The organism is Clostridium sp. CAG:265 (assembly GCF_000436575.1).
GTDB lineage: Bacteria > Bacillota > Clostridia > Clostridiales > Clostridiaceae > Clostridium > Clostridium lentum.
Map to the genome: position 1 here is coordinate 178,554 of NZ_FR886642.1, position 24,987 is coordinate 203,540.

The 24,987-nt window shown below is 29.8% G+C and carries 25 protein-coding genes, 1 pseudogene and 1 riboswitch; of the genes and pseudogenes, 4 read left to right on the plus strand and 22 right to left on the minus strand.

Annotated elements, in window-relative coordinates; genetic code table 11:
* Nucleotides 1-30: 30 nt before the first annotated feature.
* The 3 genes from Q5O29_RS11670 to codB form a co-directional block, all read right to left on the minus strand.
* Complete coding sequence (locus Q5O29_RS11670; protein WP_022213117.1) at nucleotides 31-465, minus strand: DUF2935 domain-containing protein; 435 nt, start codon at nucleotides 463-465, stop codon at nucleotides 31-33.
* Between the two features lie 132 nt (nucleotides 466-597).
* Nucleotides 598-1,863 (minus strand): cytosine deaminase, encoded by a 1,266-nt coding sequence (locus Q5O29_RS11675; protein WP_022213118.1) that lies wholly within the window; start codon nucleotides 1,861-1,863, stop codon nucleotides 598-600.
* Between the two features lie 12 nt (nucleotides 1,864-1,875).
* A complete protein-coding gene (gene codB, locus Q5O29_RS11680; protein ID WP_022167509.1) occupies nucleotides 1,876-3,123 on the minus strand; it encodes a cytosine permease in 1,248 nt (415 codons plus the stop codon).
* Between the two features lie 390 nt (nucleotides 3,124-3,513).
* Between codB and Q5O29_RS11685 the strand changes: the two genes are divergently transcribed.
* Both Q5O29_RS11685 and Q5O29_RS11690 read left to right on the plus strand, forming a co-directional pair.
* A complete protein-coding gene (locus tag Q5O29_RS11685) occupies nucleotides 3,514-3,729 on the plus strand; it encodes a hypothetical protein (protein ID WP_022167508.1) in 216 nt (71 codons plus the stop codon).
* A gap of 4 nt (nucleotides 3,730-3,733) precedes the next feature.
* Nucleotides 3,734-4,036 carry a spore coat protein gene (locus Q5O29_RS11690; protein ID WP_022213119.1) on the plus strand — a complete coding sequence of 101 codons (303 nt, stop codon included), beginning with the start codon at nucleotides 3,734-3,736 and terminating at the stop codon, nucleotides 4,034-4,036.
* 118 nt (nucleotides 4,037-4,154) lie between these two features.
* On the opposite strand, the gene Q5O29_RS11695 is transcribed toward Q5O29_RS11690, so the two are convergent.
* The 10 genes and pseudogenes from Q5O29_RS11695 to Q5O29_RS11745 all read right to left on the minus strand — a co-directional run bounded on the left by Q5O29_RS11695 (nucleotide 4,155) and on the right by Q5O29_RS11745 (nucleotide 12,440).
* Nucleotides 4,155-4,472 carry a membrane protein gene (locus tag Q5O29_RS11695; RefSeq protein ID WP_022213120.1) on the minus strand — a complete coding sequence of 106 codons (318 nt, stop codon included), beginning with the start codon at nucleotides 4,470-4,472 and terminating at the stop codon, nucleotides 4,155-4,157.
* Nucleotides 4,454-4,789, minus strand: a complete 336-nt coding sequence (locus tag Q5O29_RS11700) for a hypothetical protein (RefSeq protein WP_022213121.1) — start codon at nucleotides 4,787-4,789, stop codon at nucleotides 4,454-4,456. Before Q5O29_RS11700 ends, Q5O29_RS11695 begins: the two co-directional genes overlap by 19 nt.
* 178 nt (nucleotides 4,790-4,967) lie before the next feature.
* Nucleotides 4,968-5,377 (minus strand): annotated as a pseudogene (locus Q5O29_RS11705) (peptide deformylase).
* Between the two features lie 128 nt (nucleotides 5,378-5,505).
* Nucleotides 5,506-6,276 (minus strand): formate/nitrite transporter family protein, encoded by a 771-nt coding sequence (locus Q5O29_RS11710; protein ID WP_022213124.1) that lies wholly within the window; start codon nucleotides 6,274-6,276, stop codon nucleotides 5,506-5,508.
* A gap of 640 nt (nucleotides 6,277-6,916) precedes the next feature.
* A complete protein-coding gene (locus Q5O29_RS11720; protein WP_022167502.1) occupies nucleotides 6,917-7,507 on the minus strand; it encodes a lysozyme inhibitor LprI family protein in 591 nt (196 codons plus the stop codon).
* A gap of 336 nt (nucleotides 7,508-7,843) precedes the next feature.
* Nucleotides 7,844-7,969 carry a hypothetical protein gene (locus Q5O29_RS11725; protein WP_022213125.1) on the minus strand — a complete coding sequence of 42 codons (126 nt, stop codon included), beginning with the start codon at nucleotides 7,967-7,969 and terminating at the stop codon, nucleotides 7,844-7,846.
* A gap of 428 nt (nucleotides 7,970-8,397) precedes the next feature.
* Entirely contained in the window at nucleotides 8,398-9,954 is a 1,557-nt protein-coding gene (locus tag Q5O29_RS11730; protein ID WP_022213126.1) for an ABC-F family ATP-binding cassette domain-containing protein, read from the minus strand.
* Between the two features lie 103 nt (nucleotides 9,955-10,057).
* Nucleotides 10,058-10,615 (minus strand): DUF3867 domain-containing protein, encoded by a 558-nt coding sequence (locus tag Q5O29_RS11735; protein WP_022213127.1) that lies wholly within the window; start codon nucleotides 10,613-10,615, stop codon nucleotides 10,058-10,060.
* A 68-nt stretch (nucleotides 10,616-10,683) separates the two neighbouring features.
* Nucleotides 10,684-11,721: a PotD/PotF family extracellular solute-binding protein gene (locus tag Q5O29_RS11740; RefSeq protein WP_022213128.1), complete on the minus strand. Its 1,038-nt coding sequence runs from the start codon at nucleotides 11,719-11,721 to the stop codon at nucleotides 10,684-10,686.
* 341 nt (nucleotides 11,722-12,062) lie between these two features.
* Nucleotides 12,063-12,440 (minus strand): RidA family protein, encoded by a 378-nt coding sequence (locus Q5O29_RS11745; protein ID WP_022213129.1) that lies wholly within the window; start codon nucleotides 12,438-12,440, stop codon nucleotides 12,063-12,065.
* 143 nt (nucleotides 12,441-12,583) lie between these two features.
* Here Q5O29_RS11745 and Q5O29_RS11750 point away from each other — a divergent pair, with 143 nt between their 5' ends.
* Nucleotides 12,584-13,609 carry a branched-chain amino acid aminotransferase gene (locus Q5O29_RS11750; RefSeq protein WP_022213130.1) on the plus strand — a complete coding sequence of 342 codons (1,026 nt, stop codon included), beginning with the start codon at nucleotides 12,584-12,586 and terminating at the stop codon, nucleotides 13,607-13,609.
* Nucleotides 13,610-13,640: 31 nt separating this feature from the next.
* Here Q5O29_RS11750 and Q5O29_RS11755 read toward each other — a convergent pair whose 3' ends face one another.
* From Q5O29_RS11755 to hemA, 8 genes are read right to left on the minus strand one after another with little or no spacing between them, the layout of a single operon-like run.
* Nucleotides 13,641-14,447, minus strand: a complete 807-nt coding sequence (locus Q5O29_RS11755; protein WP_022213131.1) for a formate/nitrite transporter family protein — start codon at nucleotides 14,445-14,447, stop codon at nucleotides 13,641-13,643.
* 12 nt (nucleotides 14,448-14,459) lie between these two features.
* Complete coding sequence (locus Q5O29_RS11760) at nucleotides 14,460-14,603, minus strand: hypothetical protein (RefSeq protein ID WP_022213132.1); 144 nt, start codon at nucleotides 14,601-14,603, stop codon at nucleotides 14,460-14,462.
* Nucleotides 14,581-15,876 (minus strand): glutamate-1-semialdehyde 2,1-aminomutase, encoded by a 1,296-nt coding sequence (hemL, locus tag Q5O29_RS11765; protein ID WP_022213133.1) that lies wholly within the window; start codon nucleotides 15,874-15,876, stop codon nucleotides 14,581-14,583. The genes Q5O29_RS11760 and hemL overlap by 23 nt, the downstream gene beginning before the upstream one ends.
* Nucleotides 15,876-16,850 (minus strand): porphobilinogen synthase, encoded by a 975-nt coding sequence (gene hemB / locus Q5O29_RS11770; RefSeq protein WP_022213134.1) that lies wholly within the window; start codon nucleotides 16,848-16,850, stop codon nucleotides 15,876-15,878. Before hemB ends, hemL begins: the two co-directional genes overlap by 1 nt.
* Nucleotides 16,843-18,318: a uroporphyrinogen-III C-methyltransferase gene (gene cobA, locus Q5O29_RS11775; RefSeq protein ID WP_022213135.1), complete on the minus strand. Its 1,476-nt coding sequence runs from the start codon at nucleotides 18,316-18,318 to the stop codon at nucleotides 16,843-16,845. The genes hemB and cobA overlap by 8 nt, the downstream gene beginning before the upstream one ends.
* Nucleotides 18,319-18,329: 11 nt before the next feature.
* Complete coding sequence (gene hemC / locus Q5O29_RS11780) at nucleotides 18,330-19,202, minus strand: hydroxymethylbilane synthase (protein WP_022213136.1); 873 nt, start codon at nucleotides 19,200-19,202, stop codon at nucleotides 18,330-18,332.
* Complete coding sequence (locus Q5O29_RS11785) at nucleotides 19,171-19,839, minus strand: NAD(P)-dependent oxidoreductase (RefSeq protein ID WP_022213137.1); 669 nt, start codon at nucleotides 19,837-19,839, stop codon at nucleotides 19,171-19,173. Before Q5O29_RS11785 ends, hemC begins: the two co-directional genes overlap by 32 nt.
* Nucleotides 19,800-20,993, minus strand: coding sequence for a glutamyl-tRNA reductase (gene hemA / locus Q5O29_RS11790; RefSeq protein WP_022213138.1), 1,194 nt, complete (start codon nucleotides 20,991-20,993; stop codon nucleotides 19,800-19,802). Before hemA ends, Q5O29_RS11785 begins: the two co-directional genes overlap by 40 nt.
* Nucleotides 20,994-21,301: 308 nt before the next feature.
* Nucleotides 21,302-21,404: riboswitch (purine riboswitch) on the plus strand.
* 30 nt (nucleotides 21,405-21,434) lie between these two features.
* Here hemA and ade point away from each other — a divergent pair.
* On the plus strand, nucleotides 21,435-23,171 hold the full coding sequence (gene ade / locus Q5O29_RS11795) for an adenine deaminase (RefSeq protein WP_022213139.1): 1,737 nt from the start codon (nucleotides 21,435-21,437) through the stop codon (nucleotides 23,169-23,171).
* Between the two features lie 73 nt (nucleotides 23,172-23,244).
* Here the strand turns inward: ade and Q5O29_RS11800 are convergent, their stop codons facing one another.
* Nucleotides 23,245-24,747 carry a DUF1846 domain-containing protein gene (locus Q5O29_RS11800; RefSeq protein WP_022213140.1) on the minus strand — a complete coding sequence of 501 codons (1,503 nt, stop codon included), beginning with the start codon at nucleotides 24,745-24,747 and terminating at the stop codon, nucleotides 23,245-23,247.
* Nucleotides 24,748-24,987: the final 240 nt, after the last annotated feature.

Consider the following 24,987-nt stretch of genomic DNA (forward strand, 5'->3'; position numbering starts at 1 on the left):
ACCTGCTCTTCTGCTACATTATTTAAAGCTTTATTCTTCATAAGCTTCTAAAATCCTTAAATAATGATTTGCTTCCCTTAGCACATGGTCTGAAAGAAGTGGTAGGATTATTGACTTTATCTCACATCCTAATATGCCCTTGGTGGCTGCCTTCTTAAAATCAATTAATTTGGCTGTCTCAATCAATGTATCACTTACAATAGTGGTACTGGTAGCTTCATTAATATCAGATGTTTTTTTCATTAACTCTTTAAATTTCTTAGCAAACTTATCAGCAGAATTTATGAGCTTTTCTTCACTTGGATCAAGCATCCCTCTAATAAACATGGCATGCTCCATGAAGATTTCATTCCAAAATCTCTCTACTTTTTTAATTTTATATTGCTCTATATCAATATTATTTTCAAGATCTTTTATATTCTGCTGGTACTTTTTAGCCTCTTCTATTATATGTTCAAGCATCATAGGGTAATTAGAAGTAAATAGCTTACATTTAATTCTATTACTTACCTTGCTCTTCCATCAGCCATCTGGTAATTTTCCTCTAGCAAAAAAGAGCTAGCTATGAGCACTAACTCTTTTTAAAAACATTCTCCACTATCTTTTAAATGTCACTTCTTTTTCTTCATTCATATTTATATAGGACTTGCTTGGTATAGTTTTAGCAATTACTCTTCCTTCTCTTATAGAATATAAGACTTCCGCTCTTCTTCTAACGGCATCATATCCGCTTTCAGCATTTAGTAATATTAAATTCCCTGGCTTGCCTATTTCAATTCCATATTTATCTTCTATATTTAATGTTCTTGCACTATTAGTTGAGATAAATTTTAATGATTCATTTATATCATCATAACCCATCATCTGACATACATGTAAACCAAAATGAACTACTTCTAACATATTTCCTGTTCCCATTGGATACCATGGATCAAATATATCATCATGACCAAAGCATACATTAATTCCTGCTTCATTTAATTCTTTAACTCTTGTTATTCCTCTTCTCTTTGGATATGTATCAAATCTTCCTTGTAAATGTGTATTTACTAAAGGATTAGACACAAAGTTTATTCCTGACATCTTTAATAATCTAAAAAGTTTATATGTATATGCATTGTTATATGAACCCATAGCAGTAGTATGGCTTGCTGTTACTTTATTCTTTAAACCACTTTCTAAAGCTCTTGTTGCTACAACTTCTAAAAATCTTGATTGCTCATCATCTATTTCATCACAATGAACATCCACTAATACATCATACTTTTTAGCTAATTCAAAAATCTTATTTATAGATTCTACCCCATATTCTCTTGTAAACTCAAAGTGTGGTATAGCTCCAATAACATCTGCTCCTAATTTTATAGCCTCTTCAACTAATTCTAACCCATTAGGATATGAAAGAATTCCTTCTTGTGGGAAAGCAACTATTTGTAAAGTAACATAATCCTTAACTTCTTCTCTTACTTCTACCATTGCTTTTAATGCAACTAAACTCTCATCAGTCACATCCACATGAGTTCTAATAAATTGAATTCCATTTGCAACTTGCCATTCAATAGCTTTTTTAGCTCTATTTTTAACATCTTCTTTTGTTAAAAACTCTTTTCTTTGAGACCATCTTTCAATTCCTTCAAAAAGCGTACCACTTTTATTCCACTCTGGCTCTCCAGCTGTTAATGTAGTATCTAAATGAATATGTGGTTCTATAAAAGGAGCTGAAGCTAATGCTCCATTTCCTTCTATAATTTCTTCACCTTCCTTAGCTTGAATTTCTTCAGCTATTGCTTCAAATTTTCCATCTGTTATTCTTATATCAAATAATCCATCTCTATCTAAAAGTCTTACTTTCTTAATTAACATAATATTATCACCTTATCTGTTAGTTATTTTTGTTCCTATTACATAAACTAAAATTGTTGTTACTATTGCATTTAATGCTATAACTCCTACCGACACAACATTAGCCACTATAAATCCTACTAAAAATGCTACTATTGCAATCCAATTTATATTTTTAAATTTTGTATTATCCATAGTATCATATTTTCTTTTCTTTACAAAGAAGTAATCTGCTATTATTATTCCACCTACTGGAGGAAGCATTGAATTTAGAAAAGTTAAGAATGCTGTAAAATTATTATTTAGCCATATTGAGCCTACTGTTCCAATTAATCCACATGCTATTACTAATTTCTTTTTAGGAAGCTTTGTTATATTTGAAAGTCCTAATGCTGATGTATATAAAGCATTATCATTAGTTGTCCATATATTTAATCCTAAAACCAATATTGCAGGTATTACTAATCCTTGAGAGAACATTACATCTGCTATATCAGAATTTCCTGTAACCATTGCTCCTACAGCTCCAAATAAGAACATCAATGAATTTCCTATAAAGAATGCTACAACTGTAGTTGATACTGCAACTTTTTTATTTTTTGAGAATCTAGCAAAGTCTGGTGTTGCTGTTCCTCCACTTATAAATGAACCTACACATAAAGTTACCGCCGTTACTAATGCCATTTTAGTAGTTGGTTCTATGTTCATTAATCCTTGAACTCCACCTACTGAACTTGTTGCCATTGCTACTGATGTACTACCTAATACTGCTATTGCTGGAACAGCTATAGCACTTAATATTGTTAGTGACTTCATTCCAAAGTAAGCTGTTGCCGTCATTAATATACCTGTAATTGCTACTAAAAGATATAAATTTATATTAAATCTATTTGCCACTGGTATTGCAAACATTGCTATACCTACTCCAAACCAACCTATTTGAGTTATACTAGTTATAAATGATGCTACATATGATCCCTTTTCTCCAAAAGAATATCTAGCAAGCAAATGCATTGAAAGTCCTGTATCTGCCCCTATATATGCCAGTGCTCCTGTGTAACATGCCAATATTAAATTACCTATAACTACTGCTATAAAGAAATCTTTTAAAGGTAAGCCTGTCCCTAAGTTTCCTCCTGTCAGCATACTTGCTGAGAAGAATGTAAAACCAAGCATTACTACAAACATTGAAAAGAATCCCTTTTTATCTTTCTGATGAACATGTTCTAAAGCATAATCATGATCATCTATTCTTTCTTCCATTATTAATTTTTCTTCCATTTTTAATCCTCCTAAATTGTATATTTAGGAAAACCAGTACTTATGTGCAAAAAACGACCCTTCTAAAAATATAGAAAGGTCGTTTACACATATAATTAGATATTCATATTAAGCACGTAAAATACTTTCATATTTTGCATATATCACGCTATTCTTTAATTCTATCTAATTATTTTATCTGCCGTATTCTTTCGACCTTATTAATCTCTCTGGACTAAATTTAAAGGACTAGTTTTCTTGAAGACATTATATACTTTTTTGTCGGAATAAGTCAATATAATTTTATTTTATTTTTATTGCATAAAATTCCTAGGATAATTTAAAGCTTATGACACCTCCTAAGATATATGTTTTTTAATTTTTAAAAATTTTATTAGGAGTGATATCAATATGAAGCAACTTTCACAAGTTGAAATTTTATCTTTAACAGCTATATTAAAAGCTGAAAGCGACGGCCTTAAAATGCAAAGAGCTTTAAACACTGTAATTACAGATGAAGATTTAAAGAGACAGTCAGAATCAAGCATTCTAGCTGCAGAAGGAAGAATAAATGGATTAATTCAATTCATTAATGAAAATAACATTTTAACTAATAAGGAGGAATAGTAAAATGCTAAAAGTAATTGGAGATTTGATTAAAGACAATGTAAATATTGATGATAAGGTAATATCTGAAAGTATGATGACAGCAGCAAAAGATGGAGCAATGCTTTATCTTACTTCTGCTTTAACAAGTACTACTCCTGAACTTAGAGCTATTTACTCTGCTGCTATAGGTCAAATGGTAGAAGGTCATACATCTCTTACAGCATTAGCTGTAAAAAAAGAATGGTTAAAGCCATATGAATCACCTGTGAACATGCTTTCTTGTGCCTATAATTGTGCTAGCAACACAGCTGCTAATAAGGATTAAGTCCTTACTAAATAAAAAGAGTTAGGAAAACTCCTACCTCTTTTTATATGTATATTAAATCATTAAAGTCTTGTCCAAAAAAGCATTCTCTTTATTAATGCTTTAATATTTTATATAACTAAACTATTGCTGTACTAGTACCTAAAAACTTCTTTACTGGTCTTTCAACTATAGGTAAGAAAAATTGAATTGTAGGTCCTAAAAGTAATGTTGCTACAATTGTTCCTAAACCAAAAACTCCACCTAATAAGTATCCAGCAACTACATATGTTAAATCTAAACAAATTCTAATCCATCTATATTGAATTTTAAATGATTCTGAAATTACAAATGGAATTTCATCATGTGGCGCCACTCCTAAATTAGCAGTTTTTTGAATTGAAAAACCAATAGAAATAACTACACAACTTATAGCAACTACAAGTATACGTACCACAAAAAAGGCATTGATTCAATAGATAACTTTTGTATAGCTTCATTGGCTATATCTAAAAACATTCCTGCAGCAAGTGTAGCTAAAAAAGTTCCTAAACTTATTTTATTCCTTGCAAAAATTAATAATAGTACTAAAGCACAAAACATAAATATGTAATTTGCAGAACCTACAGTAATATTTAATGCCTTACTTATTCCTTGAATAAATACTACACAAGAATCTCCCCCTGTATTTGCATTTATAAAAGCAGCACATCCTATTTGAATAATAAAACATCCTAATAAAAAACAAAATATTTTTTTAATATATAGCTTCACATTAACACACAACCTTTCTTTAACATTTTTATGTTATCATTTACACTAAGTTTCGTCAATCATTTTTTTCCATTTTTCTCAGATTTATTCTATTTTCATCATAATACTGTTTTTTATTTTTTTATTGAAGAAAAAATGAAGCATTAAAAGTGCTTCATTACTATTAAATAATTATTTATTAAATTATTATTCCATTACAATGATCAATTTCATGCTGGATAATCTGAGCTACAAATCCTGTAAATTTTCCTTTTTGTTTTTTAAACTCTTTATCAAAGTACTCAACTTCTATACTTTCATATCTATTAGTCTTTCTAAATCCAGTTAGTGACAAACAACATTCTTCCGTTTCATAAGAATTTTTTTATCTGTTATTATAGGATTAATCATTGGAACTATCATCTCTCCTACTGAAAATACTATAATACGTTTCTTAACACCTATCATATTTGCAGCCATACCTACACAATCATCTAAATTAGCTCTTAATGTATCTATCAAATCATCAACAATATATAGATCATCCTTAGTGGCTTCTTCTGATTTCTGTGCTAAAAATAATACATCTTTCATAATTGGTTTTATCATTTCAATTCCAACCTTTCTTCTATCTATAATATACAATAACATATCTATATTATCATATTATTTTCTTATACATTTTAATAAAAAAAACTCTAATTTAGCAAACTAAATTAGAGCTCTTATTAATTATCTTATTGTGATTTTTTTGATATTAAGTAATATGGAATTGCTACAAATAGTATTCCTCCAACCATATTACCTAAAGTAACCATTCCTATATTATAAATATATCCAGATATGCTTACTGCTGCTGTTCCTGGAGCTAAAAGTGCTATAGTAAGTAATGTCATATTAGCAACACTATGTTCAAAACCACATGTTATAAAGATAAATAGGCACCAGAATATCATTACTAATTTTGATATATCATCTTTACATCTAAAAGTACACCATACTGCTAAACAAACTAGTATATTACAAAATACCCCTCTAAAGAATAATTCATTAGCTGGCAAACTCATCTTGGTAGCTGCCGTATTTGCAATAAATTCTCCAACTGATCCTTTAGCAAGCCCTGTTAAATAGAACATATATCCTGCAAGTATTGATCCTGCTAAATTACCAATAAAAGCTGCTACCCACACTTTTATAGTATCTATCCATGATACAGCTTTATTTAATGATCCAACTGTCATGATAAAATTATTACCAGTAAATAATTCAGAGCCAGCAAAAACAACTAAGCTTAAAGCTCCTCCAAAAGAAATACCCATTATGATCTTAGTGGCTGCTGATCCTGCTGCTGTAAGTAATCCTCCAATTGTAAAAATAAGCATTATGGCCATACCTACATAGATTCCTGCTAACATAGATGAAATAAAATATCCTAGCTTATTATTTTTTAATAATTGATTTTTTGCACTAGCTGCACCTGCAACTTTGTTAAACTCTTCCTTAAACATTAAATTTCCTCCATCATCATTTGTTATTTTTATAACTATCTCTTGTTAATATAATAACTTACATTACCACTTATTACCGTGATTTTTATCACGCTTTTAGTATTTTTTTTAGCACTTATTCTGTTTTTTATCACATTTTCTATTATTTCTTGATATTTTTTTATCAATACTTTGTCTTTAAATATACATTCTAAAGCTTTACTTTTATCTTAAACATAAAAAAGCACCTCCACTTTTCATGTATAGGCAGCTTATTACCATTTCCAATCTATTTTAATAGCTTCATAATTAATTTATTTTCTTTCACTTTTTAATTCCTCCCTATAAAAATCTTCTATCTATATTTCATTATAAAGCCAAAAATAATAAGCCCCATATTACACATCTTTAAATATCTAACCATGTGTATATGAATGCTTTATTCATTACTATGCTCCTAATAAGCCACCTACAATTATCCCAAAATAAGTTCCTATTACATACCCTAAAGTTCCAATAAGCATAATTGGTCCAATAAGTTTTGTCCATCCTCTATTTGTTATTGTGATATTTTCCCTATCTATTTTATACTGTAATGACTCTTATGTAAATTTAAAGTATATAAAAAGCTAGCACTAAAATGTACTAACTTTTATTTTAATTAATCTGTCATATACTGATTTACTAATTCATAACATTTTTCCTTAGTTGCTTCATACAAAACTATATATCCTGCAACAGGCTCAAAAGTTCCTCCTTTGAACTTTGCTTCTTCTTCCCTAGCTTTTCCCTCTTTCTCCTCTATCCATTTAAGCTGTTTAATTTCTAAATCATTCATTATCTCTGGAGATAACTCCTCTTTTAGCAAAGCATAAATATCATTGAGTTCTTTATCATACATTTCATAAGCTTTTCCATAATAACTCTTCATAGCATTTGTAATACCTTCATCGGCATTCTTCTTTTCTGGTAATTCATCAAGCTTTTTTTGTATGTTATCTAATCTCTCTATATACTCGTTTCTCCTTCCTTCTACTTTACTTACTACATCCGGTATATCTGTTGTTTTAATATCTTCATTTGCTTTAGTATCATCTACTATTTGTTGTGGTTTACTACTATCAGAATCACTAATCATACTGTTACTTGTATCATTTACTGTTTGCTTTGAACTTTGATTATTACAACCAAACAGAGTACCACCAATTATGGTTATTATACTTATTGTACATACTAATTTTATCTTATTCATAAATACCTCCATACCACTTTATCACATGTAAAACAAACAAACTATTCTATGCACAGATCCTCACAAATAATACATTCAGTTTACTATTAACAACCATTTGTACAATTATTTTAAAATTTTGTAGTTAATGTACCTTGATGAAACATCATTAAATTTTAGATAGTCCTTTATCGCAATTCCACACAAAATAGCATATTTTTTAATACATCAGTAACTGTAGCTTCCTATGTTGTTGCATAAATTATATGTCATGATACTGACGATAAAAATCCAACTGTAATTGTTCCTGATAAAATTAAATATAATATTATCTTTCTAATTCCTATAATTCCTTTATTATTTTTTAAAATTTTTCTTACAAAATAAAACATTTAATAGAAAATAAGTATCAATAATCATTATACTTAAATTTTTCAATGTTCTAGTTTCACTTAAATCAAATCCATAAAAGCCTATGCTCATAATAAGAACTCCATAAATAACAAGTAAAAATAAAACAAGCAAAATAAAATAATCTTTATCAGTTTTTAATTTTGTAATATTAAAAAAAAAATTTTACTATCTTCATCTTTATTTTTCATTAAACAAAATCCCTTTTTTATATATAATTTTACCATATATTCTAATAATTTCAATAACAGTTTATCTGACTCATTCTTTTCACTATAAACAAAAAGAAACTCCCCTAAAGGAGTTTCTTCATTAACTATTAACTTCTATTTCTTATTTATTAACTATAAAGTTATATTTCTCATGCTACTTATCACTTCATATTAATGCACTAAAATTCAACCAATCAAATTAATTTTTCATTTTTAATTTTTAATTTTCCTAAGCATTCATCATTCATCACTCATAATTCATAATTTGCTCTATCTCTAACTTAACCACTAAACTACTTTAGTTGTCCACTCTTCACAGTTCCAAATATCAGTAACTACATCTCTGTAGAATTCAGGTTCGTGACATACTAGAAGAACTGATCCTTTGTATTCTCTAATGGCTTTCTTAAGCTCATCCTTAGCTTCAACATCTAAGTGATTAGTAGGTTCGTCTAAGATTAAGATATTTGTTTCTTCATTAATAAGCTTACATAATCTTACCTTTGCTTGTTCTCCCCCACTTAATACGCAAACTTTACTTTCAATATGCTTAGTTGTTAAACCACATTTTGCTAAAGCAGATCTTATTTCATATTGAGTCTTAGACGGGAATTGCTCCCAAACTTCTTCAATACAAGTATTATAGTTTGCTTCTTTTATTTCTTGTTCAAAATAACCTATTTGCTGATAATCTCCTAAATGAACCTCTCCACTAAGTGCAGGTATTTTGCCCATTAAGCTCTTTAAAAGAGTTGTCTTTCCTAGACCATTAGCTCCAACAAGAGCAATCTTTTGACCTCTTTCCATTGATATATTTAATGGTTTTGTTAATGGTTCATTGTATCCTATAACAAGATCCTTAGTTTCAAATATAACCTTACCTGAAGTTCTTCCTTGTTTAAAGTTAAACTCTGGCTTCGGTTTTTCAGCTGCCAGCTCAATCATTTCCATCTTATCAAGCTTCTTTTGTCTAGCCTTAGCCATACCACTTGTAGCAACTCTTGCTTTATTTCTTGCAACAAAATCTTGTAGCTTAGCTACTTCAGCTTGTTGTCTTTCATAAGCAGCTTGTAACTGTGCCTTATTTGCTTCATATATTCTTTGGAATTCATAGTAATCACCTACATATCTTGTAAGCTGTCTATTTTCCACATGATATATTAAATTAATTACTGAATTTAAGAATGGAATATCATGGGATATTAATATAAAAGCATTTTCATAATTTTGTAAGAATCTCTTTAACCACTCTATATGTTCTTCATCAAGATAGTTAGTAGGCTCATCAAGTAATAATATATCTGGTGTTTCTAGTAATAATTTTGCCAGTAGTACCTTAGTTCTTTGTCCTCCACTAAGCTCAGTAACATCTCTATCTAAACCTACATCTAAAAGTCCAAGACCTTTTGCTACTTCTTCTGCTTTTGCATCTATTACATAAAACCCATTGTTATCTAGCATATCTTGAATAACCGCTGTTCTTTCAAGGGCCTTATTCATTTCATCATCAGTCATTTCTCCCATTCTTCCATAAAGCTCATTCATTTCTGCTTCCATATCAAATAGGTATTTAAATGCACTTCTTAGTACTTCTCTTATAGTTAATCCTTTTTCAAGTTCAGCATGTTGATCCATGTAGCCAACTCTAACTCTATTGCTCCAGATAACTTTCCCTTCATCAGGCATAAGCTTTCCTGTAATTATATTCATAAAAGTAGATTTACCTTCACCGTTAGCACCTATTAATCCTACGTGCTCACCTTTAAGTAATCTAAATGATACATCTTCAAATATAGCTCTATCACCAAAACCGTGACTGATATTCTTTACTGTTAGTACACTCATCTTATTCCTCCTAAGCGTAAAAATAGAGTGCGAAACATAAATTCACACTCTATTTATTATACATTATATTAAGCTAAAATAAATAGAAATTTCTTTCTAAATTTTAGTAATCATATGCTTTGCTATAATCACAAATAATAACTTTTAATTTATCATCATTTAAAGTCTTCCTATATGAACATAAAAATTCATTTAATTCAGTATCAGCTAAGTCAACTTTATCTTTGCTTCTTATTATTACATTATGATCATCTAATAAGATAATTACATTATTTTTATCATTTTTGATGTAATATTCAGTAGTTGGCTTTACCTTAATTCTATCTTTATATTTCTCCTGAAAACTCATGGTCTTCCTAGCTTGTTCATAATCTAGCGAATTATTAGTTAATTTATCTAAACCTAGTGATTTAATTTGCTCTTCAAAACCTTTAGTATCTAATCCATATCTCTCCATAAGTTTAGTTTGAATCTTTAAAAATTTATCTTGAGAAATATTGTTATTTTCCATATATGCTGTCATTTCTTTTGTGAATTCAGCCATAGTCAATTTACCTTCAGCCATCTTATAGTATAAGCTATATATATAAGACTCGAAATTATCTATGTCTTTTTCATTTACTTTGTTCTTAAGTTCATTAAAATCAATTATCTTATCCATTCAGCTTACCCTCCTAAGCACCATTTATTATTTATTATATACCAACTTTATTCATTATACTACTATTTTTAGCTCTTCACTTCCAACCATACTTTTTCGTATTTTAATAATTCTTCTTCATTTAAATACTTATAACTTTCACATCTATTCATAATTTCTTCTGGCATATATGCACCTGGATTATTTCTTACCTCCTCATCTTGCTCCATCATAGCACCTTCATGTGGAGTAGTATAACCTATTTCCTCGGCAACTCTATACGCACTGTCTTTTTCACATAAAAAGTTAATAAATGTTTCTGCTGCTGATTTATTTTTTGTGCCTTTTGGAATTACTAATGAATCTATCCAGAAATTAGCACCTTCCTTTGGTACTATATATTTTAAATAATCATATTCATCTGCTAAAGTAAGTCCTTCTCCTGACCAAATCATTGCAATAGCTCTCTCACCAGATATCATTAAATCTTTAACATTATCAGCCCCATAAATAGTTCCTAATTTCTTTTGCTCAATTAAGGCAGCTTTAGCCGCTGAAAGTTCTACTTCATCAGTGCTATTTAATGGATATCCTAAATATTTAAGTGCCATACCTATAGCATCTCTTTGAGAATCTAAAACAAATATTTCATCTTTATATTTAGGATTCCACATGTCACTCCAACTATTTATATCTTCACTAATTAGTTCTGTGTTATATATTATTCCTATAGTTCCATTCATATATGGAAGCGAATAAACATTACCTGGATCAAAGCTTTTATTTAAATTACTTGATAAAAGTTCAGTCCAATTAGGAATATTTTGTTTATCTAACGCTTCTAATCTACCTTCTGAAATCAGTCTTTCCACCATATAATCTCCTGGTACTGCCACATCATATTGAGTCTTACCTGAAGTAAGTTCCTGATACATTGCTTCATTATCATCAACAAATACTTCATTTACTTTTATATTATATTTTTCTTCAAACTCATCTATTAACCCTTCTGCAATATTTTCTCCCCAATTTAAAAAGTTAATTGTAGTTTTTTCATCTTTTTTGCATGATATCATTGTTGCAGATATCATAATGAAAACCGTAAAAATAGCTATTATCTTTTTCATTTATTATTTTCCTTTCAATAAATATGTATTGTTCTATAAATAATATATGCAAATATACAACGTATATTTGCATATTAATTTGCTATCTAAATTTTCTTTAACCACTTCTATTATAACAGAAGAAATATACTCATTATCATCTTTTAATAGAATCTTTTCTATTTTTTTCAACATATGTAATATGTACTTATTATACTGCAAATTTTGCTATAATAACAGGCATTTCTGCTTATTTTTTATTTTTCTAAATATTATTTAAATATATGTAAATTTTTAATCAAAAAACTAAATCATTTTTAATAATAATTTAGCTTTTTTTAAACTTTTCATTGAATTTTATACTATTTAATAGCTATAGCCTCTATTTCTATAATTGCTCCCTTAGGTAACTTAGCTACTTGTACACAACTTCTTGCTGGTAGGTTATCCTTGAAATAATCCCCATAAATTTCATTAACTTTTTCAAAATCATTAAGGTCTTGAAGAAAAATCGTTGTTTTAATCACCTTTTCTAAAGAACTTCCTGCTGCTTCTAAGACAGCTGAAAGATTTGCCATAACTTGTACAGTTGCTTTGCTAATTTCAGTTACTAATTCTCCATTTTCAGGATTTAATGGAATTTGACCAGAAGTAAATACTAAATCTCCTACTATCATTCCTTGAGAGTATGGTCCAATTGCTGATGGTGCTTTTTTAGTTGATATTATTTCTTTATTCATTTTTATCCTCCTCATACAATATCATAAATTGATTATATACTATTTTACTTATATTTTTGAATATTATTTTTCTACATTTATCATTTCATATTAATGTTAGTAGTGGTAAAATATTATAAAATAAATAAAAAAGGGTGATACTTATGAGTAAAATTATAGATTTAGATTGGAATAACTTGGGGTTTGAATATATAAAGACTGATTTCCGATATATATCAACTTGGAAAGACGGTAATTGGGATAAAGGATCACTTACTGATGATAATTATCTCCATATTAGTGAAGCATCTTGTGCTCTTCATTATGGACAACAATGCTTTGAAGGGCTAAAAGCATATAGAACAAAAGATGGCTCAATTCAATTATTCAGGCCTGATAGAAATGCTGAAAGATTAAATTCTAGCTTAAGAAAACTTCTTATGCCAGAAATTCCTGTGGAAAAATTTATTGATGCATGTATACAAGTAGTAAAAGCAAATGAACATTTTGTTCCACCTTATGGTAGTGGTGCAACTTTATATTTAAGACCTTTCGTCATAGGTGTTGGTCATAACATTGGCGTAAAACCTGCTCCTGAGTATATCTTTTCGGTATTCTGTACCCCTGTAGGTGCTTACTTTAAAGGAGGATTAACTCCTTGCAATTTTAATGTAGCTGAATATGACAGAGCAGCTCCTCGTGGAACTGGACATACAAAAGTTGGGGGTAATTATGCCGCTTCTCTTCAAGCACACAAACTCTCTGCTGACAAAGGCTTTGCCGATTGTATTTATCTTGATCCAGCAACTCAAACCAAAATTGAAGAAGTTGGTGCAGCAAACTTTTTTGGTATTACAAAAAACAATGAATTTGTTACACCAAAATCACCTTCCATATTGCCGAGCATCACAAAATATTCACTTATGGAAATAGCTAGAAAATATCTTCATATGCCTGTTTATGAACGAGAGGTATATATAGATAATTTAGATGAATTCAAAGAAGCAGGTGCCTGTGGTACTGCTGCTGTCATAACTCCTATTGGTGGAATTGAATATAAAGGTAAACTTCATGTCTTCTATAGTGAAACTGAAGTAGGTCCTGTTATAAAAGAACTTTATAAAATTCTTTATGGGATACAATTTGGTGATATAAAAGCACCTGAAGGGTGGATTTACAAAATCAATTAAAAAAGACACAGCTTTTGCTGTATCTTTTTTATTATGCTACTTTCTCAGCTTCTTTTGTAGATTTTTTCTTATCAGTAATAAAATAATATGGTAATCCTACAAATAATACTCCACCTATAAAGTTTCCAAGGGAAACCCAAGCTATATTGTGGAACCATCCTCCAATTGTAACTGCTGCATCATGTGGTAGTAATAATCCCATAGTTAAGAATCCCATATTAGCAACACTATGTTCAAAACCTGCAGTTATAAATGTAAATAAGCACCAGAAAATCATTATTAATTTAGCTGTTTCTTCTTTTAATTTATAGCACATCCAAGTTGCTAAACAAACTAATATATTACAAAGTAATCCTCTTAAAAATAATTGTCCAGAAGGAGTTCCCATTTTTATAGCAACTTGCTCTACTATAAACTCACCTATATAATCGCTTTTTCCTAAAGCAGCACCACTGTAAACATATAGGCATGCACCTATAACACCACCCATTACATTTCCAATCCAAACTGCAACCCATATTTTCACTGCATCTAGCCATGTTACTTTATTTTCTAAAGCACCTATAGTCATTATCATAGCATTACTAGTAAATAAATCTCCACCTGCCATGAACACTAAACTTAAAGCAACACCAAAACATAATCCCATTACTATTTTGTAGGTTCCAATATCAGCATGATGCATTATTCCACCAATAGAATAAATAAGCATAATTCCTAAACTTACAAATAAGCTTCCAAGCATTGCTGATGTTAAGTACTTTGGCACGCTTTTGTTAAATAATCCAATCTTAACTTCAGCTGAATGAGATAAATTATCAATCTCTTTTCTATACATTACTACTTCCTCCTATAAATCACATATTTTTTCTTTATCACACCTATATGACCTTAATAATAATACAACTTTTCCCCCTTTTTGTAAATTGTCAGAAAAGTCAATCATTTCAAGATATAAATTGTGTATTTCACTATATGGAAACAATGAATTCATTTTCCGCAAACTCCTTAAAAGCTGATAAGAATTTTTTAACATGATCTTCATTATGCTCACTACTTAAAAATAATGCTTCAAACTGCGATTGAGGAATATTTATTCCATTCTTATTCATACATAAGAAATACTTTTTGAACATTTCCAAGTTACAACTTTTAGCATCTTCATATGTTCTTACAGTATCTTTATCAGTAAAGAATATGGTCATCATTCCACCAAATCTATTTACCACTACATTTATATTATTTTCAGAAGCAATACTTTCTACACCTTTTTGTAACATTTGTCCTAAATAATTTATTTTATCATATATTTCTGGCTTAGATTTTAATATATTAAGCGTAGCAAGTCCTGCTGACATAACTATTGGATTTCCAGACATAGTACCAGCTTGATATACTCCCCCTAGAGGTGAAAGATTTTCCATTATTTCTTTTCTTCCTCCATAAACACCTGCTGGAAGTCCACCTCCCATTATCTTAGCATAAGTTATAAGATCAGGGCTTACATTAAATAATTCTTGTGCTCCTTTAAAAGCAACTCTAAAACCACTCATTACCTCATCAAAAACAAGTAATGCGCCATACTCATCACACAGCACTCTAAGAGTTTCCATAAATTCATTATCTGCTTTAATAACACCCATATTACCTGCTACTGGTTCAATAATAACAGCTGCAATATCATCACCATAAGCTTCAAATAATCCTCTTACTTGTTCTGCATCATTATAAACACCAATTAATGTATTTTTTATACTATCTTGTGGTATACCAAGAGAACCGGCAATGCCTTCTGTAAGCACACCTGATCCTGCTTCTACTAAGAATCCATCAAAATGCCCATGATAGCATCCAGCAAATTTGATTATTTTATTTTTCTTGGTATATCCTCTAGCTAGTTTTATGGCACTCATAGTTGCTTCTGTTCCTGAATTAACCATTCTCACCATTTCAACATTATCCATTTCCTCACATAGAAATTTTGCCATTTGAAGTTCTAATTCTGTTGGTGCTCCAAAGGCTATTGCACTTTCACTTATTTCCTTTATGGCAGTCACTACCTCATCATTACAATGGCCTAATATCATAGGTCCCCATGCTAATACAAAATCAATATATTCCTTACCATCTTCATCTTTGATTATTACACCTTTTCCACTCTTCATCACAGGAGGATTTATTCCCATATCCCTATATGCCCTTACTGGTGAATTAACTCCACCTGGCATATATTCGTTTGATTTAATAAATATTTCTTCATTTCTCATTAATTACTATCCTCCTTTAACCATCTTGCTGCTTCTATTGCATAATAAGTCATTATCATTTTTGCACCAGCTCTTTTCATAGACATAAGCATTTCTAAAGCAACTCTTTTTTCATCAATTAGTCCTGCTTCTCCTGCACTCTTAACCATTGCATATTCTCCACTGACATTATATACGCATAATGGTACATCATATCTATTTCTTGCTTCTCTTACTATATCAAGATATGACATAGCTGGTTTAACCATTATAATATCTGCCCCTTCATTTATATCTGCTTCAATTTCTAGCATTGCTTCTCTTGAGTTAGCAGGATCCATTTGATATCCCTTTCTATCGCCAAATTGTGGAGCTGAACCAGCTGCTTCTCTAAATGGACCATAAAATCCTGATGCATATTTTGCTGCATAACTCATTATAGGTGTCATTTTAAAGCCATTATCATCTAAAACCTTTCTAATATGACCAATTCTTCCATCCATCATATCTGATGGTGCAATCATATGTGCACCTGCCTTTGCATGTGATAAAGCTATCTTTCCTAAATACTCTAAAGTTTCATCATTATCTATGCTCTTTCCATGAATGATTCCACAATGTCCATGATCTGTATACTCACACATACATACATCTGTTATTATATACAGTTCATCATCTAATTCTCTAAGCTTTCTTATGGCTTTTTGAACTATTCCATCTTCATTATAAGCTTCTGTTCCTTTACAATCCTTATGTTCTGGCACACCAAAAATTATTACTGATCTTACTGCTGTTTCCTTTAATTCCTTTACAAGTTCACCTAGTCTATCTACTGACCAATGATAATTTCCTTTAAGAGAGCTTATCTCTCTTTTTATATTTTCACCTTCCACCACAAAAATAGGAAGGATAAAATCTTTCACACTAAGCTCATTTTCTCTTACAAGATCTCTTATAATTACTGTATCTCTTAATCTTCTTCCTCTTCTAAACATCATATTCCTCCTTTATACCTATTATTTCTTCCAAAAATCCTTCTTCTGAATGCTTTTTGCAAGTATAACAATGAATATCATTAGACTTTAATGCCTTAGCAGTCTGTCTACCAATGGCTATTGATATCTTCTTGCTTATTTCTTCTTTACCAAATACATTAATCATATTATGTACAGTGCTTGGACTTGTGAATAATACATAATCTACTTCTTCAAGAGCCTTTTTGTTTTTCATATCTCCGCATACTGTATCATAAGTATGAACTCTATCAACATTTAATCCTAAGGCTTCTATTTCTTCCTTTAAATACTCTCTACTACTTGAAGAACACGGAATAAGTACATTTTCTCCTTTTTTAAGATATGGATTAAGTACTTTAAATAATCCTTCACCTACAAACTCCCTAGCCATGATAAAAGGCATTACTCCACGAGCCTCTAAAGCCTTTCTTGTTGCTTTTCCTATAACTGAGAAATTAGCCTTAATAGTTCTAATATCTATTTTCTCTTTAATTAAATAATCAAAGAACATATTTACTCCATTTACAGAGGTTAAAATTATATGGTCATATTTATCAATCTTTTTCTTTACTTCATTTAGATTATCCATTGTAGACTTTCTCTTAATAGAATTAATTTCTGTAACTTCTGCACCTAAATCTCGCAACTTATTTTTTAAGTTTGAAGATTGCTCTCTTGATCTAGTTATACAAATATTTGCTCCAAATAAAGGTTTTTTCTCATACCATGATAATTTTTCATTTAATGATACTACTTCTCCAACCACTATGATACATGGAGACTTTAATCCTACTTCTCTCACCTTAACACATATGTCATCAACAGTACCAATGACTTTTTTCTGCTTAGACGATGTACCTCTCATAACTACAGCAGCTGGTGTACTACCATCTTTACCATTTTCTAATAAATTACTCATTATTCTTTCAATATTCTCAAGCCCCATCATAAATACTAAAGTACCTATTTCCTTTGCTAATGCCTGCCAGTTAATCTTTTCATCAGCTGCTGTCATACCAGTTATTATATGGAATCCTTGTGACATTCCCCTTTGAGTTATAGGAATACCTGCATAATTAAGTACTGCTATAGGAGAAGTAACTCCAGGAATAACTTCAAACTCTAAGTTTTCTTCCTTTAAAGCTAATACTTCTTCGCCTCCTCTACCAAAAACATATGGATCTCCACCTTTTATCCTACCTACTACATGGCCTTCCTTTACCAAACTTACAATCATCTCATTTATTTCTTCTTGAGTCTTATAATGACATCCTGGCTCTTTTCCACAATAATATATTTCACAATCTTCCTTTAAATAATTTAGTATATTATTAGATACAAGCCTATCATAAAGAACTGCTGTACATTTCTCTAATACCTTTACTGCTTTTACAGTTAATAACTCCTCATCTCCTGGCCCTGTGCCAATTATATATGCTTTGCCCATTTTTAATCCTCCTATACTTCTAATATGCTTTCTGCTAATTTAATACCTAATTGTATATTATCATCCTTTTTTCCAGTTATATCTTTAACAACTATTTTGCCATTAACTTCAAATGTTCCTATGATATAAAGATTATCCTTTTTTATTTCAGCATAGCATCCTATTAATGTATGGCATCCACCATTAAGCCTTTTCATAAAACTTCTTTCTGCCTCTACAGCAATTCTTGTATCTTTATCATCTAGTGCCTTAAAATATTTTCTACTTTCACTATTTTTTAAACATTCAATTCCTAATGCACCTTGACCAACAGCCGGTATAAATACCTTTGGATCTAAATATTCTGTTATTATATCTTCCATTCCAAGTCTCTTAAGACCTGCTGCTGCAAGTATTATCCCATCCATACCTTCATTTTTCATCTTTTCTAATCTAGTGCCTACATTACCTCTTATAGGTACAATATTTAAATCACTTCTTATCTTTCTTAATTGTGCTGCTCTTCTAATACTACTTGTTCCAATTATAGCTCCTTTTCTTAAATTCTTTAAGGAAATTCCATCTCTTGATACAAAAACATCTCTTACGTCTTCTCTTTCTGGCATTGCTACTAATTCAAAATCTTCTGCTAATTCATATGGTACATCCTTCATTGAATGAACAGCCCCTTGTGCTTTTCCTTCCAATAAAGCAAATTCTATTTCTTTAACAAAAAGACCCTTACCACCAATCTTATCTAAAGTTACATCTAGTCTTTTATCTCCTTCAGTAACTACTAATAATTTTTTTGCATCTATCTTTTGCTTTTCTTTAAGCATTGCAATAATAGTTTCTGTCTGTTTCTGTGCAAGCTTACTTTTTCTTGTTGCTAAAATCAAATTCATTTATTTTCTCCTTATAAAATAACTCTAATACTATTTTCCCCTTACCTTTATCAAATATATATTTAAAATCTTCACTATTAACAAAGGAAAGTAGCTTTAGCTTTTCTGCATTTTCCATATTAATAGTATTTCTTAAATTTCCTGTAAACTCCATAAAATCATCATATCCTACAATTTCTTTTTGAAGTTTATCAGCCAGCATCACTGCACCTTTTGGATTACCAACCTTGGTGTTTATACTCATTAAAATATTACTGCTTTCCCTTTTCACTGGAATAACACCCATACCCTTTTTAAAATTTGCAGAATTAATATATATTTTAGCTAAAGAATTACAATCTCTTATTATATTATCTATAATTTCTTCATCTGATATAGCTATTATGACCATATGTTTATCTTCAATAAATCTTTTATAATATTCTTTTTTTATTAATGTAACTGAAATATTTTGGAAATCATCAATAAATTCTCTTGATAGCACTTCCACTTCCACTCCATTACTACTTAAAGTCTTTGCTTTAATATATGAACCTCTTCCCCCTCCAATAATACCAACTCTTAAAGTATTAGCAAAGAAAGTTATTGGCATATATTCTATTTTTTCGTAAATATCTCCATTAAAATTCTTAGACACTGTTCTTCCCTACCCTTTGCCTTTTCATTCTTTAGCACTTTTATGGCTCTATTTATATAATAATCTGCCGTACTTTTTATCAGTATTTCTGCTAATTTAGCATCTTCTTTATTCTTACATTTATTTTCAAAAGATTTAACTCTATGGCTTACGATAAAATCACCTGAATCTTTAAATTCTTTAATATAGTTGGTAACACATCTTAAATTCAACCAATTCATATATTCTTTTATGTATTTATCAATAATATATTTATTTTTTTGCATTCTTTCCACTCTTAAATGCTTATTTTCATCATCAAGCTTGCTTATCTTATCAATATCTAAAAGTTGTACTCTTTCATAATTCTGAAGCTGTGGATCAATATCTCTTGGCATGGCTAAATCTATCAATAATATATTCTTACCTTCCTTATTTATATGATATTTTTCAACTACAAGATGGCTAGCTGCTGTACAGCTTATTAACCCATCCATTTCATTTAATCTTTCTCTAGCCTCATTGTAAGTTAATATATTTACCCTCTGGTCAGTAATTTTCTCTACTTTACTCTTATCTCTTACTACTATGTTTATTTCTTTAAGCTCTGTACCTAAAGCATATTTAATCACTAGCTTTCCTATAGTTCCATAACCCATAACCATTAATTTTTCAGCTTTACTTTCTATAACTTTATTTACAGCTATAGAAGACGATGATACTGGAATCTCATAAAGCTTAGTATCACTCCTAAATCTTTTACCACAGCTTATGGCTTCCTCAAAAAGTCTCATAAGCTCTGAAAATATATATCCTTTTTCAACTCCTTCTAAATAAGCATCCCTTATTTGACCTAAGATTTGATCCTCACCTAATATTCTGGAATGAAAACCACAAGCAAGCTCAAATAGATGTTTTACAGCACTTTCACCATCTATGTAAAATACATACTCTAAAAGACTCTTATCCCAATTTAAAACCTCAAATATCAATTCCTTATCTATGCCTTGACCTTTAAAGTAAATTTCTGTCCTATTGCATGTGCTTAATATTACAAATTCATCAGTAATATTTCTCAATGAGTTACTTATTAAATCTTTAGTTCTTGGTGAAATCACTAATTTTTCTCTAATACTTACATCTACACCCTTTTTTATCCCTATTAGACCTAACATACTTCACCACCTACTTTTTATTTAAAAACATACTTATAATTATATACACTACCTCATACATTAACAACTTTTCAGCATAATTTTATTATATCCTGTGAAACATCTCTTTCATTATTCATTAAAAAATATTTTCGTCACTTAACACCTTAAATTTAGGTAAATCTCTCGAAATACTTATCTATATTTTTTCTCCTCCCTTTCCTCTACTAAATCATTTTTACTTTTTTTTCATATTTATTATTATTTTCAATTTATAACTATCTTGGTGCTTATATAAATTATTCTTTGACATAGTTACGTAAAATTACTATAATATAAACAATAACTTTCGTATAAGCTTAATAATACGGTTTAAGCGTCTCTACAATATCACCGTAAATGATATTTACTATGAAGAAAAGTCCACGAAGGTTAAGTACATATAAAGAGGTGGATTTATTAATGAAAAAAGATGTATTTATCAAAAACATACAAGCTGCATCTAAGCAAATAATTTCTGACTTGGTCATAAAAAACATCACCATTGTAGATGTTTTTCAAAACTCTACATTCATTTCTGATGTTGCAATTTGTAATGGATATATAGTAGGTATAGGTGAATATAAAGGAAAAACTGAAATTGATGGTACTGGAAAGTACATTTGTCCTGGTTTAATAGATGGACATGCTCATATTGAAAGTTCACTATTAACACCTAAAGAATATTATAAAGCCGCATTACTTCATGGAATAACTTCTATGATTGTTGACCCCCATGAAATTGCAAATGTATTAGGTATAAAAGGCATTAACCTTATGATGGATTTAAGTGAAAACTTACCGTTAGATTTCTACTTTATGCTTCCTTCTTGCGTTCCATCAACTCCTTTTGAAAATTCTGGTGCTATATTAAATAACTTAGACCTAAAGCCATTATATGATAATAAAAGAGTTTTAGGACTTGCAGAAGTTATGGATAGCCCATCAGTTATTAACTGTAGTGAACATATGATATGTAAACTTTATGATGCAGTTGAAAACAACTCCATTATAGATGGTCATGGAGCTGGCTTTGATATTGATAAAATAAATAGCTATGCTGCTGCATCTATTAAAACTGATCATGAATGTCACACTTATGAGGAACTTATTGAAAGAGTTCGTAGGGGAATGTACGTACTTATACGAGAAGGTACTGTAGCTAAAAATTTAAATGAACTAGTTAAAGGTGCTTCAATACATAATAGCAGAAGACTTTGTCTTTGTACAGATGATAAACATATAGATGATTTATTAAAAAATGGTTCCATTGATAATTCAATTAAAATGTGTATCCGTGATGGACTACGTCCAGAGACAGCAATTCAAATGGCTACTTTAAATACCGCCGAATGTTATGGTTTAAAAACAAAAGGTGCCATTGCTCCTGGATATATTGCAGACTTTATCATTCTTGATTCTTTAGTTACCTTTAAAATTTCTTCTGTTTATAAAAATGGTAAACTTGTAGTACAAGATAATAAACTAATTACTAATAGCTCTGTTGAGGTAACGGAAATTAACATTGAGCCAACTATTAATATTCCAAAGCTTACAAAAGAAAGCTTTAATATATCTCTTGAAAATAAGACACAATTAAATGTAATTGAAATCATACCTAATAACTTAGAAACTAATCATCTTAAAATAAATATTTCAGCATTAAATTTAGATAAATCTTTCATCCCATCTATTGATGAAGATTTATTAAAGATAGCTGTAATAGAAAGACATCATAATTTAGGTAATATAGGTTTAGGAGTAGTTAAAGGATTAAAATTAAAATCTGGTGCCATTGCAACTACTGTAGCTCATGATTCTCATAATTTAATTGTATGTGGTACTAATGATACTGATATGATTCTAGCTTGTAATGAAATTAAGCGATTAGGTGGTGGAATAGTTGTGGTGAAAAATGGTTTAGTTCTTGCTTCTTTAAGCTTAGAAATTGCTGGTCTAATTACTAATAGAAGTGCTGATGAGGTTATAAATGATTTAGTAAAATTACATGCTGCCATTGATAAAATTGCTCCATCAATAAACTTTAATCCATTTTTAACTTTATCATTTTTATCACTGCCAGTTATACCTGACATAAAAATTACAGATAAAGGGCTTTTCAATGTTAAAACCTTTGAATTTATAAATATAGCTGAATAAAAAACAGGAAATAGCCGTTAGGTTATTTCCTATTTTAATTAAACAGTACATATCGTTGCACTTATGCACGTAATTAATAATAAAGGCTTTCTGATGGATATACTGCATCACAGGTTATATCTATTCCAAGCTTTCTGAAAGTTTGTTCATCATTAGTTGGAATTATTATTGTTGAATGTGCTTGCCCACCTGTAAGTAGTGGTAATTTATCCATTGCTGCTTGAGCCATTGGATTTGTTGCTGCACAAATACTTAATGCTATAAGAACCTCTTCACAATTTAAGGCAACATTTTTACTTGATAAAGTTTCAGATTTTAATTTAATTATCGGTTCTAATATTACTGGTGATATTAAATGAATGTCATCTGAAATATTTGCTAAATACTTAATTGCATTTACTAAAACTGAAGCAGAACTATCTAAAGTTTCAGTATTTCTACCTGTGATTATTGTTCCATCTTCTAACTCTAATGCAATAACTGGCACTATCTCATTTTTATCTACTGTTTCTTTTAAATTTTCTGCACGTTTTCTAGCTGGTAAAACCACATTTCTATCTTCTTCTTTTAAATTAACCTGTTCCATGATAAGTTTTGCAGCTTCAAAAGTTTCTTTATCTACATAACCTTTTTTATATTCACAACCTGTTTTAAAGTATCTTCTAATTATTTCTTGTTTTGATGCTTCTTTAACAACATCATCATCTATTATTCCAAACCCTACTCTATTAACTCCCATATCAGTTGGCGATTTATATACAGATTCCTTACCAGTAATCTTCTCTATTATTCTTTTTAATACAGGAAATGTTTCAAGATCTCTATTGTAGTTTACTGCTGTTTCTCCATATGCATCTAAATGGAAGTAATCTATCATATTTACATCCTTAAGATCTACTGTTGCTGCTTCATAAGCTATATTTAAAGGATGCTTTAATGGTACATTCCATACTGGAAAAGTTTCAAATTTGGAATACCCTGCCGCCTTTCCTCTTTTGTATTCATGATATAACTGACTTAAACAAGTTGCTAACTTTCCACTTCCAGGACCTGGTGCTGTAACTACCACTATTGGTTTACTAGTTTCTATATATGGATTTTTACCATATCCCTCATCACTAACAATTGTATCCACATCTGTAGGATATCCTTTTGTAGCTCTATGCTTATAAACCTTTATTCCTCTTCTTTCGAGTTTATTAATAAATACTGTTGCCGATGGCTGGTCATTATATCTAGTTATAACTACTGAATTAACTTCTAAATCATAAGATCTTAAATCATCAATAAGTCTCATAACATCCATATCATATGTTATTCCAAAGTCACCTCTTATTTTATTTCTCTCTATATCACCAGCGTATACACAAATAACTACTTCCACATTTTCTCTTAACTTATGTAATAATTTAATTTTAGCATTTTCATCAAAACCTGGTAGCACTCTCTTTGCATGAAGGTCGAATAATAGCTTTCCACCAAATTCTAAGTACAGCTTATCATAATTATTTACTCTTTCTAAAATATATTTAGATTGCTCTTCTAAGTATTTTTCATGATCAAATCCTATTTTCATTTTTTCAACTCCAGTATATTATTTTTATTTCTTTTGTAATACATAAACAATTATATTATACATAATTTCCTGTATCTTTATCATACATATTCATATTTCATTTTTACAAAATATATAATATTATCACATAGAAAGACATTATTGTAAACATAAACCCGAAATCTATTTTAAATTACTTATTTATAATTCGTAAAATTAAAACCAAAAATCATATTTTTTTAAATTCCATTCAAAGGACGT

Coding starts and splice junctions, on each gene's coding strand:
- Q5O29_RS11670 (WP_022213117.1), bottom strand. CDS start 465: ATGATGCTTGAACATATAATAGAAGAGGCTAAAAAGTACCAGCAGAAT.
- Q5O29_RS11675 (WP_022213118.1), bottom strand. CDS start 1,863: ATGTTAATTAAGAAAGTAAGACTTTTAGATAGAGATGGATTATTTGAT.
- codB (WP_022167509.1), bottom strand. CDS start 3,123: ATGGAAGAAAAATTAATAATGGAAGAAAGAATAGATGATCATGATTAT.
- Q5O29_RS11685 (WP_022167508.1), top strand. CDS start 3,514: ATGAAGCAACTTTCACAAGTTGAAATTTTATCTTTAACAGCTATATTA.
- Q5O29_RS11690 (WP_022213119.1), top strand. CDS start 3,734: ATGCTAAAAGTAATTGGAGATTTGATTAAAGACAATGTAAATATTGAT.
- Q5O29_RS11710 (WP_022213124.1), bottom strand. CDS start 6,276: ATGTTTAAGGAAGAGTTTAACAAAGTTGCAGGTGCAGCTAGTGCAAAA.
- Q5O29_RS11720 (WP_022167502.1), bottom strand. CDS start 7,507: ATGAATAAGATAAAATTAGTATGTACAATAAGTATAATAACCATAATT.
- Q5O29_RS11725 (WP_022213125.1), bottom strand. CDS start 7,969: ATGAGCATAGGCTTTTATGGATTTGATTTAAGTGAAACTAGAACATTG.
- Q5O29_RS11730 (WP_022213126.1), bottom strand. CDS start 9,954: ATGAGTGTACTAACAGTAAAGAATATCAGTCACGGTTTTGGTGATAGA.
- Q5O29_RS11735 (WP_022213127.1), bottom strand. CDS start 10,615: ATGGATAAGATAATTGATTTTAATGAACTTAAGAACAAAGTAAATGAA.
- Q5O29_RS11740 (WP_022213128.1), bottom strand. CDS start 11,721: ATGAAAAAGATAATAGCTATTTTTACGGTTTTCATTATGATATCTGCA.
- Q5O29_RS11745 (WP_022213129.1), bottom strand. CDS start 12,440: ATGAATAAAGAAATAATATCAACTAAAAAAGCACCATCAGCAATTGGA.
- Q5O29_RS11750 (WP_022213130.1), top strand. CDS start 12,584: ATGAGTAAAATTATAGATTTAGATTGGAATAACTTGGGGTTTGAATAT.
- Q5O29_RS11755 (WP_022213131.1), bottom strand. CDS start 14,447: ATGTATAGAAAAGAGATTGATAATTTATCTCATTCAGCTGAAGTTAAG.
- Q5O29_RS11760 (WP_022213132.1), bottom strand. CDS start 14,603: ATGAATTCATTGTTTCCATATAGTGAAATACACAATTTATATCTTGAA.
- hemL (WP_022213133.1), bottom strand. CDS start 15,876: ATGAGAAATGAAGAAATATTTATTAAATCAAACGAATATATGCCAGGT.
- hemB (WP_022213134.1), bottom strand. CDS start 16,850: ATGTTTAGAAGAGGAAGAAGATTAAGAGATACAGTAATTATAAGAGAT.
- cobA (WP_022213135.1), bottom strand. CDS start 18,318: ATGGGCAAAGCATATATAATTGGCACAGGGCCAGGAGATGAGGAGTTA.
- hemC (WP_022213136.1), bottom strand. CDS start 19,202: ATGAATTTGATTTTAGCAACAAGAAAAAGTAAGCTTGCACAGAAACAG.
- hemA (WP_022213138.1), bottom strand. CDS start 20,993: ATGTTAGGTCTAATAGGGATAAAAAAGGGTGTAGATGTAAGTATTAGA.
- ade (WP_022213139.1), top strand. CDS start 21,435: ATGAAAAAAGATGTATTTATCAAAAACATACAAGCTGCATCTAAGCAA.
- Q5O29_RS11800 (WP_022213140.1), bottom strand. CDS start 24,747: ATGAAAATAGGATTTGATCATGAAAAATACTTAGAAGAGCAATCTAAA.